Genomic DNA, 15,391 nt, shown 5'->3' on the forward strand with positions numbered 1-15,391 from the left:
CCGCCGAGCGACCGCTGCGCAGGAGCCGTTGCCACAGAAAGGTGCTTTTAGTCTAGTGGATAAGCGGCATCGTGCATAAGACGATGGCATGACCGACAAGACCAAGGCAACCGCTGCCCCATCCAAGCGCCTCTCCGCCTCGCCGCGCGCCAAGACCGCCCCCGTCCCGGCGTTTGGCCCAGGACGAATCGCGATGGCGGCGGTGACCGTCATTACGATCGTTGGCGTCGCATGGCTTGCGGTCACCCTGACGCGGTTTTTCATGCTGGTGTTCGCCGCGATCGTGCTGGGCGCGATCTTCGATGCGATCGCCAGCTGGCTCGTCCGCCGCACGGCGATGCGGCGCGGCATTGCGCTGGCGCTGTCCGTGGTGGGGATCATCGCAATCTTTGCCGGCGCTTTTATCCTGTTCGGCTCGCAGCTCGCGCGCGAAATCGATACGATCCGCGAACAGGTGCCGCAGGCGCTGCGCGGGGTCGAAGCCTTTCTCGACCGGTACGGCCTCGGTGCGCGGGTGCGCGAACTGGCCGAGGTTGGCGGCAACGACATCTCGCAGATTGTCTCGCAAGCGGGCGGCTATGCCTTGGCGGCGGGCAGCGGCATTGCCGATTTTGTGCTGGTGTTGGTCGCCGCGATTTTTCTGGCCAGCGATCCCGCGACCTATCGCCGCGGGCTTTTATTGCTGATGCCCGCGAATGCCGAGGAAACGGCGGCACTGGCGCTGGGCGACGCCTCGCGCGGGCTGAAAGGCTGGATGATCGGACAAGCCGTGTCGTCGCTGGTCGTCGCGGCGCTGACCGGGTTGGGCCTGGCGCTGCTGGGGGTACCCGCGGCGGGCGGGCTGGGCTTGATCGCCGGGCTGCTCGATGTCATCCCGATGATCGGCCCGATCATCGCGGGCATCCCCGCGGTGCTGCTTGCCTTCACCGTATCGCCCGCCACCGCGCTATGGACGCTGGTGCTGTTCCTGGTCATTCAGCAGTTGCAGGGCAATTTCCTGCAACCGATGATCCAGAAACAGGCGGTCGACGTGCCGCCTGCGGTGCTGCTGTTTGCGGTGGTCGCCGCCGGGGTGCTGTTCGGCTTCCTCGGCGTGTTGCTCGCGGCGCCGCTGACCGTGGTGGTCTATGTGCTGGTGCAGCGCGTGTATGTGAAGACGTTGCTGGGCAAGGACATAAAGATCGCCGGGGAGGACTAACTCTCATTCCGTTCGCATCGAGCGAAGTCGAGATGCCCCGATGGCGCGCGCCGACGGTGGGTGTCTCGACTTCGCTAGACACGAACGGAACTCTGAGCCCTACTTCTTCAATTCCTTCGCCAGCGTCTTTGCCGTCGCCTTGCCATAGGGCGGCTTGAACCCCGCCAGCCCGGCGACATCCAGCTTCGGCTGGCGGTACACCGCGCGCGCGTGGCTGAAGGTCTTGAACCCGTCGACGCCGTGGTAATTGCCCATCCCCGACGGCCCGACGCCGCCAAAGGGCAGATCCTCCATCGCATTATGGAACAAGACGTCGTTGACCGTCACCCCGCCCGAGATCGTCCGCGTCAACACGCGGTCCTCCTCGCTCTTGTCCTGGCCGAAGTAATAGAGACCGAGCGGACGGTCGTTCGCGTTCACATAGTCGATCGCGTCATCGATCGTTTTATAGGTCTTGACCGGCAGAATCGGGCCAAAGATTTCTTCCTGCATCACCTTCATGTCGTCGGTCGGATTGCGGATGATGTGCAGCGGCATCTTGTGGCCGTTGGCGCTCGCGAAATCTTCGCCGCCGGGATTAATCTCGATCACCTCGGCGCCCTTTTCGCGCGCGTCGGCAAGGTAGCTTTGCAGTCGGTCATAATTGCGCACATTGACGACCGAGGTGTAGTCGTCATTGGCAAGCAACGTCGGATAGAGGGCCGCCGCGCCCTTGGTGACGCTGTCGATCACATCGCCTTCTTGGTCCTCGGCGACGAGCAGGTAATCGGGGGCAAGGCAGATCTGCCCCGCATTCATCATCTTGCCGAGCGCGACGCGCTGGCCGACCAGATCCTTGTTCGCGCTGCGCCCGATGAAGGTCGGCGACTTGCCGCCTAGTTCGAGCGTCACCGGGACCAGATTATCCGCCGCGGCGCGCATGATGTGGCGCCCGACGCTGGTGGCCCCGGTGAAAATCATATGGTCAAACGCCAGTTTCGAGAAGGCGACCCCGACATCGGCATCGCCGGTGAACACCGCCATCTCGCTCTCGTCGAAATATTCGGGAACCAAACGCGCCATTAACGCCGACACATGTTCGGTGAACTCGGATGGTTTGATCATCGCCCGGTTGCCTGCGGCAAGTACGCCCGCCATCGGCACAAACACCATGCCGACGGGGAAATTCCACGGTGCGACGATACCGACGACGCCCTTGGGCTGAAACTGCACCTCGGCCTTCGCGCCGAGCAGCCCGAGCGGAAAGGTGGGCTTGCGTTTCTCGCCTTTCGACCAGCTCGCCATATGTTTCTTCGCATGCTTGAGTGCGCTGACCGATGGCATGATGTCGGTCATCAGCGTCTGTTCGCGGCTGCGATGGCCGAAATCTTCGCTTACCGCTTTCGCGAAATCCTCGGCATTGTCGACGAGCAGCGCGATCGCGCGGTCGATGCGGTCGGTGCGCACCGCCAGACTTTCGGGCATCGCCGCGGTAAAACTCGCTTTTTGCGCCGCGAGCACCTGCCTCATGCGCTGCGTTTCGCCAGTCATATCGGTTGCGACCGTTGCCATTGCCCATCTCCCTCGGTTGGTGGCGCGTGTTTGACCATGCGCCAAGGCGGGTTGCAAGATGAAACCGGCCCCTTATGTCTTGGCCAGCCCCTTTCGCAGTTGCAGCAATTCCGCTAATCGGGCCGCCAATCCAGTTTTCCCTTACGGAGTCTTGTCCCATGACCGCCACCGATCCCGTCGTCTTTCTGTCCTATGCGCGCACCCCGATGGGGAGCATGCAGGGCAGCCTGTCCGACGCGAGCGCGACCGATCTTGGCGCCACGGCGGTGAAGGCGGCCGTGGAACGCGCGGGCGTTTCGGGCGATGATATCGAGCGTATCTATATGGGCTGCGTGCTCCCCGCCGGGCTCGGTCAGGCGCCGGCGCGGCAGGCCGCGATCAAGGCGGGCCTGCCCAAATCGGTGCAGGCGACCACCGTCAACAAAGTTTGCGGCTCGGGCATGCAGACCGTGATCATGGGCGCCGAAGCACTTGCTGCCGGCAGCATCGATATGGTCGTCGCGGGCGGCATGGAATCGATGACCAACGCGCCCTATCTGCTCAAGAAGCATCGCGGCGGCGCGCGCATCGGCCATGACACCGCCTATGACCATATGTTCCTCGACGGGCTGGAAGATGCCTATGAAGCGGGCCGCGCGATGGGGACGTTCGCGCAGGACACCGCCGACGCCTATCAACTGACGCGCGAGGCGCAGGACAATTATTCGCTCGCATCGCTGAGCCGCGCCAAGGCCGCGATCGCGGACGGCGCCTTCGCCAATGAAATTGCGCCGGTCACCATCTCGGGCCGCAAGGGCGATGTCATTATCGACACCGACGAAGCCCCGGGCAAGGGCATGCCCGACAAGATCCCGACGCTGAAGCCCGCCTTTGCCAAGGACGGAACGATTACCGCGGCGACAAGTTCGTCGATTTCGGACGGTGCCGCCGCAGTCGTGCTGACGCGTCAGTCGGTTGCAGATGCGAAGGGCGCGAAAGCCGTCGCCCGCCTCGTCGCCCACGCCGCGCACGCGCAGGAACCCAAGGATTTTACCGTCGCTCCCGTCGGCGCGATCAACAAATTGCTCGCCAAAACCGGCTGGAGCATCGGCGACGTCGATCTCTTCGAAGTCAACGAAGCCTTTGCCTGCGTCGCGATGTTCGCGATGCACGACCTCGGCATTCCGCATGAAAAGATCAATGTCCACGGCGGCGCGACCGCGTTGGGCCATCCGATCGGCGCCAGCGGCACCCGCATCATCACAACGCTGATCGCCGCGCTGCAACGCCATGGCAAGACGCGCGGCATCGCCAGCCTCTGCATCGGCGGCGGCGAAGCCACCGCGGTGGCGATCGAGCTGGTCTGACGCTATTTCTGAGATGTTGCACGGCGTCGTCGCAAGACGGCGCCGTTTCGTCGTGGTGGCGCGACACTTTGCGACATTAATGTCCTGAAAATAAACGAGCCGTTCCGGAACAATTCAAATCGACTCGCGTAAATCTATCCTTGTCATCGGGCAGTCCCCTCCCCCTGACGGATTGAAAGGATAGACCAATGAAGACCAAATTTTTGACTGTTGGGCTGATCGCTGCTCTGATGGTTCCCGGCGTTGCGATGGCCCAGACCCGCGGCGAAGTTCGCGACAGCCGCCAGGAAGTTCGTGAACAGCAGCGCGATTTGCGCGACGCGAAACGCTATGGCGATCGCAGCGACGTGCGCGAGGAACGCCGCGACGTACGCGACGCGCGCCAGGAATTGCGTGAAGACAAGCGCGATTGGCGCCAGGAAAGCCGTTATCAGAACTATCGCGCGCCGTTCAAATATCAGCAGTTCCGCGTCGGTTCGACCCTGCGTTCGAACTATTATGGCGCGGCCTATCGCCCCGCATACGACAGCCGCTGGGGCGTACCGCGCGCCGGTCGCAACCTGACCTACGTGCGTCACTACAACGATCTGTTGCTCGTCAACGAGCGCAACGGCCGGGTGGTGAAGGTGTATCGCAACCACTTCAACTGGCGCCGCTAAGCGTTAGATATTATTTGGACAACGGAAGAGGGTCGATGGGCAACCATCGGCCCTTTTTTCTGTATCAACCTCGCCTCGTCGCATGGCGATTGTCGTTGCCGTCCCCTCGCCAAAGGCATAGCCTCCGCACGTTCTGGTGGGGAGAGATTGTCATGAAAAATCTGCTGTTACTGACCGCGCTCGCAGCGCTGTCGGCCTGCTCGCAAAAGGCTGAAGAATCGAAAGAAACCGTCGCCGCACCGGCCGAGGCGGCAGCGCCCGCGCCGACTTCCGACTCGGGAACCCCGCCGGGAACCTATGAGGTCAAAATGGCCGATGGCACGGTGGCTTCGTCGGTCATTAACGCCGACGGAACCTATGTCGACGTCGATCCGACCGGAAAGACCGTCAAAAAGGGCAAGTTCGCGCACAAGGACGGCAAGGATTGCTTCGATCCCGACGGCGACGAAGCCGAAGAATGCTGGAGCCTGTCGCCCGTTGCCGCAGATGGCAGCTTCACTGCAACGAACCCCGAAGGGACGGCGGTGACCGTCACGCCCAAGAAGAGCTGACGTAACGGCAGGATCCGGGACCGGTCGATAACTGGGGCGAATTCAATCGCCCCAGATATGGTCGGTCTGGATCCAGCCTTTCCGGCCCTTGACCTCGAACAGGCACCAGCCGTCCTTGCAGTCGGTGATCCGTCCCACGACGCCGGGTTCGGCGCGATAAGCGACCGCCGCTGATACGCTGGCGTCTTCGCGCAGCGGGCGAATGTCGTCGGTGACGATCGCGGTGCGCGTCCGGCTGAGCAGCCGCGCCGCCATCCAGCCCTGCGTCCCGTCAGGATCCTCGATCTTGCGCCACGTCTCGAACCGCGCGACAACCTTGACCGGCAAATCCTTGCGCCGATATTCCCAGATGACCGGAACGTCAGGCGACGGCCCCTTGCGCATCCGCGCCTCATCGACACTGATTGATGCCCAATAGGGCAATTTGACGGGGTCCGATTGGGCGAAGGCCGGTCCCACGACGGCCATCAGCGCGGCGGCTCCAATTATAAGGCGGCTGGTCATCGTTCTGCCTTGTCAAACTCGGGTCCGATATTCAACCGCTCACCGCGCAAAAGACTGCGTTCGCCCCCAGTCTTTTCGCGCGTCTTTCGGGAGCATGCTCTTGACCGCTGCCCGTCGCCGCGCTCTATCGGCGGCCATGCCCGATTCCACCCGTCCGAAACGCCCGCGCGTCATCGTCACCCGCCAGCTGATGCCGCATGTCGAAGCGCGCATGGCCGAATTGTTCGATGTCGCGCTGTCGGCGAACGACCAAGCCTATACCGAGGCTGAGCTGAAAGCCGCGGTCGCCGATTGCGACGTGCTGGTGCCGACGGTGACCGACCGCATCGATGCCGGCGTGCTGGCGGCGGCGGGCAACCGGCTCAAGCTCATCGCCAACTTTGGTGCCGGGGTCGATCATATCGACCTGGCGGCGGCGCGCGCCAAGGGGATCATGGTGTCGAACACCCCCGGCGTGTTCACCGAAGACACCGCCGACATGACGATGGCGCTGATCCTGTCGGTTCCCCGCCGGCTCGCCGAGGGCGAGAAGCTGATGCGGTCGGGCCAATGGGCTGGCTGGGCGCCGAGCGCGATGCTCGGCCACCGCGTCGGCGGCAAATTGCTCGGCATCATCGGCATGGGGCGCATCGGGCTAGCGGTGGCGCGCCGCGCCCGCGCGTTCGGTCTGTCGATCCATTACCACAACCGTCGGCGGCTCCCCGAAGCGATCGAGGAGGAATTGGGCGCGAGCTATCACGCCAGCGTCGATACGTTGCTGCGGATCAGCGACATCGTGACGCTGCACTGTCCGCACACCGCCGAGACGCATGAGATGGTGAGCGCGGCGCGCATCGGATCGATGAAGCCGACCGCGTACCTCATCAACACCGCGCGCGGCGAGATTGTCGACGAGAAGGCGCTGATTGCGGCGCTCCAGACCGGCCGCATCGCGGGCGCCGGGCTCGATGTTTACACCCACGAGCCAGCGGTCGACCCGGCGCTGCTCGCGCTCGACAATGTCGTCCTGCTCCCGCACCTCGGCTCGGCGACGATCGAGGGCCGCGAGGCCTCGGGCGAAAAGGTCATCGCCAACATCCGCGCCTGGTGCGATGGGCATCGGCCCGCTGATCAGGTGCTGGAGGGGTGGGCTTAGCGCATCGCCGCTAGCGTCAGTTTGCCACCGCTCTGGATTGCTTCGCGCACAGTGACGAGGGTTGTTAATCCCCCGTCAAAATCCGATCGACCAGCTGCTTCACCGTCGGGGTGAAGTTGTTCGAATAGAAGGGATCGGTCTTGAAATTGAACGCGGCATGACCCGCAAACATCAGATTCTGCTCGGGATCGCCGCCGTGCGCGATGTCCTGCAGCGTCTTCTGGATACAGAAGCTGCGCGGGTCGGCAAGGTAGCCGGTGGTGTAGTCGTCATGGTCCTTCCACGAGGAAAAACCGCAGTGTGACAGGCAGCCCATGCAATCGGTCTGGTCCTTGCGGATCACCGCCTTGTCAGCATCGGTGACAAACACCACCGTGTTGTCAGGGGTCTTCAGCGCCTCGGTATAGCCTTCGGCCGCCCAGTCGCGCGCGCGGGCGCGGTCGTGGGGGGTGACCCAGAAATTCTTGCCCTTCACCCCGACGTCGAGCTGGACGATATGGTCGCCCGCTTCCTGCTTCGAATAGGGAATCTGGCGTTCCGAGCGTGCTTCGAGATCGCGCAGGAACGGGGTGCGCACCGCGCTCGAATAAAAGCCGGTCGGCGAGAAACGGTGGAGCAGCACATCGCCATCGTCGAGGGTGCGGAGGCGATCCTTCCACGCCTGCGGGATCGGGCTTTCCTCGGTCAGCAGCGGGCGGGTGCCATATTGGAAAACGATCTGGCCCAACTCGGGGTTGTCGATCCAGTTTTCCCAGTCGCGCAGATACCATACGCCGCCGGCCATCACGATCGGCACTGAATCGGCGATCCCCTCGGCGCGCATTGTCTCGCGCACCGCAGCGACGCGTGGGAACGGATCCTGCGGCACCAGCGGATCTTCGGCGTTCGACAGGCCATTGTGGCCGCCGGCAAGCCAGGGATCTTCGTACACCACCGCGCCCAGCAAATGCGGCACCTTGTGATAGGCGCGCTTCCACAGCGCGCGAAAGGCACGCGCCGAGCTGATGATCGGCAGGTACATGACATTGTGGCGTTCGGCGATTTCGCTAAGCTTGTAGGGCATACCCGCGCCGCAGGTGACCCCCGCGACCATGCCCTTTGTCCGCGCCAGCACGCCTTCGAGAATTTGCTGTGCGCCGCCCATTTCCCACAGGACGTTGATGTTGATCGCGCCCTTGCCGCCCGACACTTCATAGGCGCGTTCGACCTGCGCGACTGCGCCTTCGATGCCGTAGTGGATCAGTTCCTCGTGACGTTCCTTGCGGGTCAGTGATTTATAGACCTGCGGGACGATCTTGCCCTCGGCGTCATAGCTGTCGGCGTTGACCGCCGATACGGTACCGATGCCGCCTGCGGCAGCCCAGGCGCCGCTCGACATATGGTTCGTCGCCGACACGCCTTTGCCGCCCTCGACCAACGGCCAGACTTCGCGTCCGCCGTAAAGAATGGGCTTCAAACCTTTGAACATCCTAAATCTCTCTCTCTCCACCGGTCGCACGTGCGTCCCAGCCCCCGTCTGCTGAATTTCGTAAGCGGAAGAGCGGCGTCTTTGTCAATCGACCCCGATCCAGCGTCCGCTGAACGGGCCATATCCATCAAGCGCCCGAGCATAGAGTTTTTCATAGGCTGCGACCATATGTGTTTCGTCGAAGCGTTTTCGGGCGACGATCCGATTGTCAGCGCCGACGTCGGTCCGTAGCGTCGCATTTTCCACTAATTTCAACAGTGCCATGCGAAAATTCGTTTCGTCAGCGGCGATATAGGGTCGGTTCGCTGCCGACACCATCGCCGCGACATCGCCCACTGCGGGGCTGACGACGGGCAGTCCCGCCGCCATCGCCTCGACCACCGCGATCGGCATCTGTTCGCTGCTCGAAGACAGCGCGAGCAGGTCGAAATGCCCGATCCAGCGCGCCGGATCAGCCATAAAGCCGGGCATTACGAGACGATCGGCGAGGCCGAGCGCCGCAGCTTCTGCGCCGATCGCTTCGCGCTCGGAACCCTCGCCCACGATCACGAGGCGGACGTTTTTTGGCAGTGTTGCAACCGCACGAACGAGCCGCGGCAAATCCTTGACCTTGCGAAGTCCGGCGACGGTGCCGATCACCACATCGCCTTTTCGGCGGCTGAAACCAGGGATCGGAACGCGCGGGCCGCCAGAATAGCGCGCCGTATCTATCCCGTTGCGAATCAATTCGACGCGATCGTGCGCGCCCCATTCCTCGGCTGCGATCCGTTGAAGCAAAGTCGACGGAACCACGACCGACTGCGCCGTGCCCAGCGCCAAGCGGCGGAAGAGATTGCGTTTCCAGTTGCGCCGGACGCTCTCGTCCTCGTTGAACCCGTCCTCATGGTGGATCAACGCGGGCATGCTGTGCCACTGGCGCGCCACATGGACCCGGCGTGCCATTACCCCGTCCATTGCGCCCCAATTATAGCTGAGCACCAGTTCGAATCGGGTCATATAATTCGCAAGCTCGCGATAACGCGGCAGCGACGGCTTGCCGTGCAGTGGCGGCGCATCGCTTGGAAAATCAACGGCGATCCCGGGATCGATTGAATCGCGCGCACCGAGCGCGTCGGGCATCGCCGACAGGATCGTGTGACGCGCCCGATCGCCCATCAAATTCATCAACCGGACGGCGCGCGCTTCTTTGCCTCCGAGCGAGAAGCTCGAATGGAGGTGCAGGATGTTGATCGGCCAGGGCGTCTCGGGCTCGTTCGCGCTCACGCTTTAGGAAGCTCCGCGATCCACGCGTCGATCGCGGCGCGCGCTTCGGCTTCGTCCATCGTCGGCGCGTGGCCGACCCCCGGCACCTCGACCAGTCGGGCGCGGGGTAGTTCGGCCACCATCTTCTCGCCCGCCGACCGCGCGAGGATGTCCGAAAGTTCGCCGCGCAGGATCAGCAACGGAACGTCGCCCAGCGCGCGGTACACCGGCCACAGGTCCACAGCAGCTTCGCCGCCAGGCGCGCGCAGCGGCGCCGCGATCTGCTTGTCATAATCGGTGACGATCCGGCCTTCGGCGGTCAACCGGTGGGTGCGCTTGGTCAAACGCAGCCAGTCGTGGATTTCATAATTGGGGTAGATCGCGCCGTTAAGTTCAGAATGGGCGCGTGCGGCGTGCATCCATGTCGGCTGGCTGCCGCCTGCCCCGATATACTCGCGGATCCGGTCGAGTCCGCTGGCCTGCAGTTCGGGGCCGACGTCATTGAGCACCGCGCCGACCAACCGCCCAGGCAGCGTCGCCGCCATCAACATCGATACCAGTCCGCCAAGCGAGGTGCCGATCGTCGCGAACCGATCGATGCCCAGTTCGTCGAGCAGCGCGACGACATCCTGCACATAGGTCAGCGGGACATAGGTCATCGGATCCTTGGCAAAGGCGCTCTCGCCGCGGCCGCGAAATTCGATGACGATCACTGTCCGTTGCTGTGCGACATGCGGCGCCAGCAGTTCGAAATCGCGCGCGTTGCGCGCCAGCCCCGGCATGCACAGCACCGGCGGTGCGCCTGCCATGTCGTTCGGCCCGTCATATACCCGCGCATGCAGCCGCACGCCGTCGCCCGACCACCAATATTGGTCCGACCAGTCGCGACGGCTGTCCTGTTTCGCTAAAATGGCGCGTTCCCCTTATCGATGTGCGGACCTGTCTATCGCCACCACGCCACACGGTGCAAGCAATCCGTCGCACCATGCCGCAGCGCAGGTTGCCGCCGTCCGCTTTCACCGATAAGACCCAGACGACCATGAGCGACACCCTGCTTTCCTTCGAACCCGCAACCGGTGAAGAGCTGTGGCGCGGCGCGGTCAGCAATGTTGATGACGAGGTTGCGATCGCGCGGGGCGCCTGGCCCGAATGGGCGGCCAAACCCGTCACCTTCCGCACCGAAACGCTGCGCCGCTTTGTCGATCGGGTTAAAGCAGAGGGCGAAGTGCTCGCCGACCTGATCGCGCGCGAGACCGGAAAGCCGTTGTGGGAGGCGCGGACCGAGGTCGAGTCGGTTTGTAACAAGGTCAATATTTCCGTGTCGGCCTATGCCGAACGCACCCCCAACCGGCGGATCGAAGGCGCGATGGGGCTGCGTAATGCGGTGCGCCACAAACCGCACGGCGCGCTCGCCGTTCTCGGTCCCTATAATTTCCCCGCGCATTTGCCGAACGGTCATATCGTCCCGGCGCTGATCGCGGGCAATGCGGTGCTGTTCAAACCATCGGAAAAAACCCCCGCGGTCGGTGCCAAGCTGGTCGACCTGTTCCATAGCGCCGGGGTGCCGCAAGAGGTGCTGCGCCTGATCGTCGGCGGCCCCGATACCGGCAAGGCGCTGGCGGGGCACGAGGGCATCGATGGGCTGCTGTTCACCGGATCGGCGCGCACCGGCCTCGCGCTCAACCGCCAGTTTGCGGGCCAGCCGGGCAAGATGCTGGCGCTCGAAATGGGCGGCAACAATCCGATCGTCGTCTGGGATACCGCCGATATCCGCACGGCGGCGATCATTGTCGTACAGTCGGCGTTCCTCAGCGCCGGACAGCGGTGCAGCAATGCGCGGCGCCTGATCGTTCGCGACAGTCTGGCCGACGCGTTGATCGAACAGGTAAAGGCGCTCACAAACCGTCTGATCGTCGATCATCCGCACGCCGAACCCGCCCCATATATGGGGCCGGTCATAGACAATGAAGCGGCCGACGGGCTGACCGAAAGCTTTCTGATTTTGATGTCGAACGGCGGTCAAGTGATCCGCCACATGACGCGCCCGGTCGCGGGTCGCCCGTTCCTGACCCCCGGGATCATCGATGTGACATCGATGCCCGAGCGACCCGATATCGAGCTGTTCGGCCCGTTGCTGCAAGTCATCCGCGTCGACAGTTTCGAGGCAGCGATTGCCGAGGCCAACAACACCGCGTTCGGGCTTTCGGCGGCGCTGGTCGGCGGCACGCCGCAGCTTTACGACCAGTTCTGGGCGAACGCCCGCGCCGGGGTAATCAACTGGAACCGCCCGACCAACGGCGCATCTTCCGCTGCGCCGTTCGGCGGCGTCGGCCTGTCGGGCAATCATCGCCCCAGCGCGTTCTACGCCGCCGACTATTGCGCCTACCCGGTGGCGTCGGCCGAAAGCGACGCGATGCGCGCGTCGATCGGCGTCGGTCTGCGCGATCCCGAAGGATCGCAGCTGGTGACCAAGAACTACCTTTGACCCGGCGCCGGAAAGCGCACTCAATTTTACCTTCACCGGTGTCAAAAAAGCCTGCTTTGCCATGTGGACGGCGCGAGACCATCTACCGTGCATGGAAAAGACCCCTTCTGTTTCGGGCAGGCTCTGGCTCGTCGGTGCCGGTCCCGGCGACCCTGACCTGCTGACGCTGCGCGCCGCGCGGCTGCTGGCCAGCGCCGACCTTGTCGTTCATGACGGGCTGGTCGGCGACGGTGTGCTCGCGTTGATCCCGCCGCATGTAGAACGTATCAGCGTGGCCAAGCAGCGCAGCCGCCACACGATGAAACAGGAGCTGATCAACGAACTGCTCGTTCGCGAAACGCTTGCGGGCAAGCAGGTCGTGCGCCTGAAGGGCGGCGATCCCTTCATCTTCGGTCGCGGCGGCGAGGAGCTCGACGCAGCACGTGAAGCCGGTGTGGCTTGCGAAATTGTTCCCGGCATCACCGCCGCGATGGGCTGCGCCGCGCAGGCCGGCCTGCCCCTCACCCACCGCGAGGATGCCAGCGCAGTCAGCTTTGTCGCTGGTCAGTGCAAGGATCTGTCCGATCAAGATTGGTCTGGCCTCGCGGGCCATGGCCGCACCCTTGTCATTTACATGGGCATCGCCACCGCAACCGCGATCGCCGACAAGCTGATCGCCGACGGCGTTTCGCCCGACCTGCCCGTCGCGGTGATCGAGCGGGGCACGACCGCCGATGCGCGCGTCCTTCGTACCCTGCTCACCGATCTTGGCGACTTGGTGGTGCGCGAAGCGGTGAAGAGCCCGGCGCTGATCATCGTTGGCAAGGTTGCGGCGCGGGCTGATGCGCTCGACTGCCTCGGCGCCCCCGGGGTTGCCGCAAAGATAAGGGATTTCACATGAAACTGCTGACCGGCAACGACCTGAAGACAGGATTTGTCACCTGGTGGACCGGCGCCGACTGGTCGCTGCATATCGAGGATGCGGTCGATGTCGGCGAACAGGGCGAGGCGATCCTCGCCGCCGAGGAAGGCGCCCGCCGCGTCAATGCGCCCTACATCATCAATGGCGAAGTAACCGCCGACGGTCCGCGTCCGGCGCATATCAAGGACCGCATCCGCGCGCTTGGCCCGACCGTGCGCCCCGACCTGACATTGAAACCCGCCGACCCCACGGCCGGCGAATGGGTGATCTGATATGTATAAATATGACGAATATGATCATGCGATGGTCGATGCCCGTGTCGCCGAGTTCAGCGACCAGGTGCGCCGCCGTCTCGCGGGTGAAATCACCGAGGATCAGTTCAAGCCGCTGCGGCTGATGAACGGTCTCTATCTCCAGCTCCACGCCTATATGCTGCGCGTCGCGGTGCCCTATGGCACGCTCGACGGGCGGCAGATGCGGATGCTGGCGCATATCGCGCGCAAATATGACCGCGATTACGGCCATTTCACCACCCGCCAGAATATTCAGTATAACTGGATCAAGCTGGAGGATGCGCCCGCAATCCTCGCCGATCTGGCGTCGGTCGAAATGCACGCGATCCAGACCAGCGGCAATTGTATTCGCAACATCAGTTCGGACCAATGGGCCGGGGCCGCCGCCGACGAGCTGACCGATCCGCGCCCGTGGGCCGAGCTGCTCCGCCAATGGTCGAGCTTCCACCCGGAATTCAGTTACTTGCCGCGCAAGTTCAAGATCGCGGTCATCGCCGCCGAGGAAGATCGCGCCGCGATGCGGCTGCACGACATCGGCATCCAGATCGTTGAGCGCGACGGCGTTCACGGCGCCGCCTTCTACGTCGGCGGCGGCATGGGCCGCACCCCGATGATCGCGCCGCTGATCAAGGATTTCGTACCGCTGAACGATCTGCTGAGCTACGCCGAGGCGTGCCTGCGCGTGTACAATCGCTACGGCCGCCGCGACAATATCTACAAGGCGCGGATCAAGATCCTGATCCACGAGCTGGGCGCCGACGAATATCGCCGCCAGGTCGAGGAAGAATTTGCGCATGTGAAATCGCTGGGCATCGACCCGCCCAAGGCCGAATTCGACCGTATCGCGGCGCAATTCGCCATGCCGCCGCTCGACGCCAGCGCCCCCGACGCCATCGACCGCAGTGACCCCGACTTCGCGGTCTGGGTCGATCAGAATGTCGCGAAGCACAAGGTTTCCGGCCATGCGATCGTCAACATCAGCCTGAAGCCGCTGGGCGGCATCCCGGGCGACGCATCGTCGGCGCAGATCGACCTGATGGCCGACCTCGCCGAAAAATACAGCCATGACGAGCTGCGCGTCACCCATGCGCAGAACATCGTTCTGCCGCACGTCCGCAAGGCCGACCTTCATGCAATCTGGCAGGCGCTCGACGCCGCCGGGCTGGCGACGCCGAACCTCGACCTGATCAGCGACATCATCGCCTGCCCCGGTCTGGATTATTGCAGCCTCGCCAATGCGCGTTCGATCCCGGTGGCGCAGAAGATCGCGCGGCGGTTCGCCGATCCGGCGCGGCAGCGAGATCTGGGCGAACTCAAGCTCAAGATTTCGGGCTGCATCAACGCCTGCGGGCATCATCATGCCGGCCACATCGGCATCCTGGGCGTCGACCGCAAAGGCACCGAGAACTACCAGCTTTCGCTCGGCGGATCGGGCGCGGAGGACGTCAGCCTCGGAACGATCACCGGCCCCGGTTTCGATGAGGATGGCGTCGTCGACGCAATCGAGCGCGTCACCGACAAATATCTCGCCGAACGCACCGAGGGCGAGCGCTTCGTCGACACCTATCGCCGTATCGGCATGGCCCCCTTCAAGGAGGCGATCTATGGTTGAGCATCTGCATGCCGATGGCGAAGAGCCCGCGGTTACCCTCGACGCCTTTCTGTCGCAATCGAACGCGACCGCGGTCCGGCTCGAATCGGATGAGGACGCGCGCGCGCTGATCCCGCATCTGGGTCGTCTGGCGCTGATCGAGGTCGCCTTCCCCAAATTCCGCGACGGCCGCGGCTATTCTTCGGCGCGTATCCTGCGCGAAGCGGGCTACACCGGCGAACTGCGCGCGCAGGGCGACGTTCTGGTCGATCAGATCGGCTATCTGAAGCGCTGCGGCTTTGACACATTCGCCCCCGAAAAGGATCTGAACCCCGCCGATGTCGAGGCCGCACTGTCGCGCTGGCCCGACCATTATCAGGGTGCCGCCGACGGCGCGGTGCCGATCTGGAAGCTGCGGCATGGCTAGACCCGACCCCAAATTCCCGTTCGCATCGAGCGAAGTCGAG

15 protein-coding genes are annotated in these 15,391 nt (G+C 63.7%); 10 read left to right on the plus strand and 5 right to left on the minus strand.

Annotation, left to right across the window (positions count from 1 at the left end; translation table 11 throughout):
- Positions 1–88 precede the first annotated feature (88 nt).
- Positions 89–1,198, plus strand: a complete 1,110-nt coding sequence (locus ACQY6T_RS06960) for an AI-2E family transporter (protein ID WP_428629799.1) — start codon at positions 89–91, stop codon at positions 1,196–1,198.
- A gap of 99 nt (positions 1,199–1,297) precedes the next feature.
- On the opposite strand, the gene ACQY6T_RS06965 is transcribed toward ACQY6T_RS06960, so the two are convergent.
- Positions 1,298–2,749, minus strand: coding sequence for a coniferyl aldehyde dehydrogenase (locus tag ACQY6T_RS06965; RefSeq protein ID WP_428629801.1), 1,452 nt, complete (start codon positions 2,747–2,749; stop codon positions 1,298–1,300).
- Positions 2,750–2,907: 158 nt separating this feature from the next.
- On the opposite strand from ACQY6T_RS06965, the gene ACQY6T_RS06970 reads away from it, so the two are divergent.
- From ACQY6T_RS06970 to ACQY6T_RS06980, 3 genes are all read left to right on the plus strand, one after another.
- Positions 2,908–4,095, plus strand: a complete 1,188-nt coding sequence (locus tag ACQY6T_RS06970; RefSeq protein ID WP_428629803.1) for an acetyl-CoA C-acyltransferase — start codon at positions 2,908–2,910, stop codon at positions 4,093–4,095.
- A 188-nt stretch (positions 4,096–4,283) separates the two neighbouring features.
- Entirely contained in the window at positions 4,284–4,754 is a 471-nt protein-coding gene (locus ACQY6T_RS06975; protein WP_428629804.1) for a DUF1090 family protein, read from the plus strand.
- 152 nt (positions 4,755–4,906) lie between these two features.
- The gene (locus tag ACQY6T_RS06980; protein ID WP_428629805.1) at positions 4,907–5,305 is read left to right on the plus strand and encodes a hypothetical protein; all 399 of its coding nucleotides are present in this window, start codon (positions 4,907–4,909) and stop codon (positions 5,303–5,305) included.
- A 42-nt stretch (positions 5,306–5,347) separates the two neighbouring features.
- Here the strand turns inward: ACQY6T_RS06980 and ACQY6T_RS06985 are convergent, their stop codons facing one another.
- Positions 5,348–5,809: an SH3 domain-containing protein gene (locus tag ACQY6T_RS06985; protein WP_428629807.1), complete on the minus strand. Its 462-nt coding sequence runs from the start codon at positions 5,807–5,809 to the stop codon at positions 5,348–5,350.
- A gap of 136 nt (positions 5,810–5,945) precedes the next feature.
- On the opposite strand from ACQY6T_RS06985, the gene ACQY6T_RS06990 reads away from it, so the two are divergent.
- The gene (locus ACQY6T_RS06990; RefSeq protein WP_428629809.1) at positions 5,946–6,944 is read left to right on the plus strand and encodes a 2-hydroxyacid dehydrogenase; all 999 of its coding nucleotides are present in this window, start codon (positions 5,946–5,948) and stop codon (positions 6,942–6,944) included.
- Positions 6,945–7,008: 64 nt separating this feature from the next.
- Here ACQY6T_RS06990 and ACQY6T_RS06995 read toward each other — a convergent pair whose 3' ends face one another.
- The 3 genes from ACQY6T_RS06995 to ACQY6T_RS07005 all read right to left on the minus strand — a co-directional run bounded on the left by ACQY6T_RS06995 (position 7,009) and on the right by ACQY6T_RS07005 (position 10,502).
- Positions 7,009–8,412 (minus strand): NAD(P)H-dependent flavin oxidoreductase, encoded by a 1,404-nt coding sequence (locus ACQY6T_RS06995; protein WP_428629810.1) that lies wholly within the window; start codon positions 8,410–8,412, stop codon positions 7,009–7,011.
- A gap of 84 nt (positions 8,413–8,496) precedes the next feature.
- Complete coding sequence (locus tag ACQY6T_RS07000) at positions 8,497–9,675, minus strand: glycosyltransferase (RefSeq protein WP_428629812.1); 1,179 nt, start codon at positions 9,673–9,675, stop codon at positions 8,497–8,499.
- A complete protein-coding gene (locus ACQY6T_RS07005; protein ID WP_428629814.1) occupies positions 9,672–10,502 on the minus strand; it encodes an alpha/beta fold hydrolase in 831 nt (276 codons plus the stop codon). Before ACQY6T_RS07005 ends, ACQY6T_RS07000 begins: the two co-directional genes overlap by 4 nt.
- 191 nt (positions 10,503–10,693) lie before the next feature.
- On the opposite strand from ACQY6T_RS07005, the gene astD reads away from it, so the two are divergent.
- The 5 genes from astD (at position 10,694) to ACQY6T_RS07030 (ending at position 15,351) form a co-directional block, all read left to right on the plus strand.
- A complete protein-coding gene (gene astD, locus ACQY6T_RS07010) occupies positions 10,694–12,139 on the plus strand; it encodes a succinylglutamate-semialdehyde dehydrogenase (protein WP_428629816.1) in 1,446 nt (481 codons plus the stop codon).
- A gap of 91 nt (positions 12,140–12,230) precedes the next feature.
- Entirely contained in the window at positions 12,231–13,019 is a 789-nt protein-coding gene (cobA, locus tag ACQY6T_RS07015; protein ID WP_428629818.1) for a uroporphyrinogen-III C-methyltransferase, read from the plus strand.
- Positions 13,016–13,312, plus strand: coding sequence for a DUF2849 domain-containing protein (locus ACQY6T_RS07020; RefSeq protein ID WP_428629820.1), 297 nt, complete (start codon positions 13,016–13,018; stop codon positions 13,310–13,312). Before cobA ends, ACQY6T_RS07020 begins: the two co-directional genes overlap by 4 nt.
- Position 13,313: 1 nt before the next feature.
- Entirely contained in the window at positions 13,314–14,945 is a 1,632-nt protein-coding gene (locus ACQY6T_RS07025; RefSeq protein ID WP_428629822.1) for a nitrite/sulfite reductase, read from the plus strand.
- Positions 14,938–15,351: a DUF934 domain-containing protein gene (locus ACQY6T_RS07030; RefSeq protein ID WP_428629824.1), complete on the plus strand. Its 414-nt coding sequence runs from the start codon at positions 14,938–14,940 to the stop codon at positions 15,349–15,351. Before ACQY6T_RS07025 ends, ACQY6T_RS07030 begins: the two co-directional genes overlap by 8 nt.
- Positions 15,352–15,391 lie beyond the last annotated feature (40 nt).

This window comes from Sphingopyxis sp. (genome assembly GCF_965279725.1).
GTDB lineage: Bacteria > Pseudomonadota > Alphaproteobacteria > Sphingomonadales > Sphingomonadaceae > Sphingopyxis.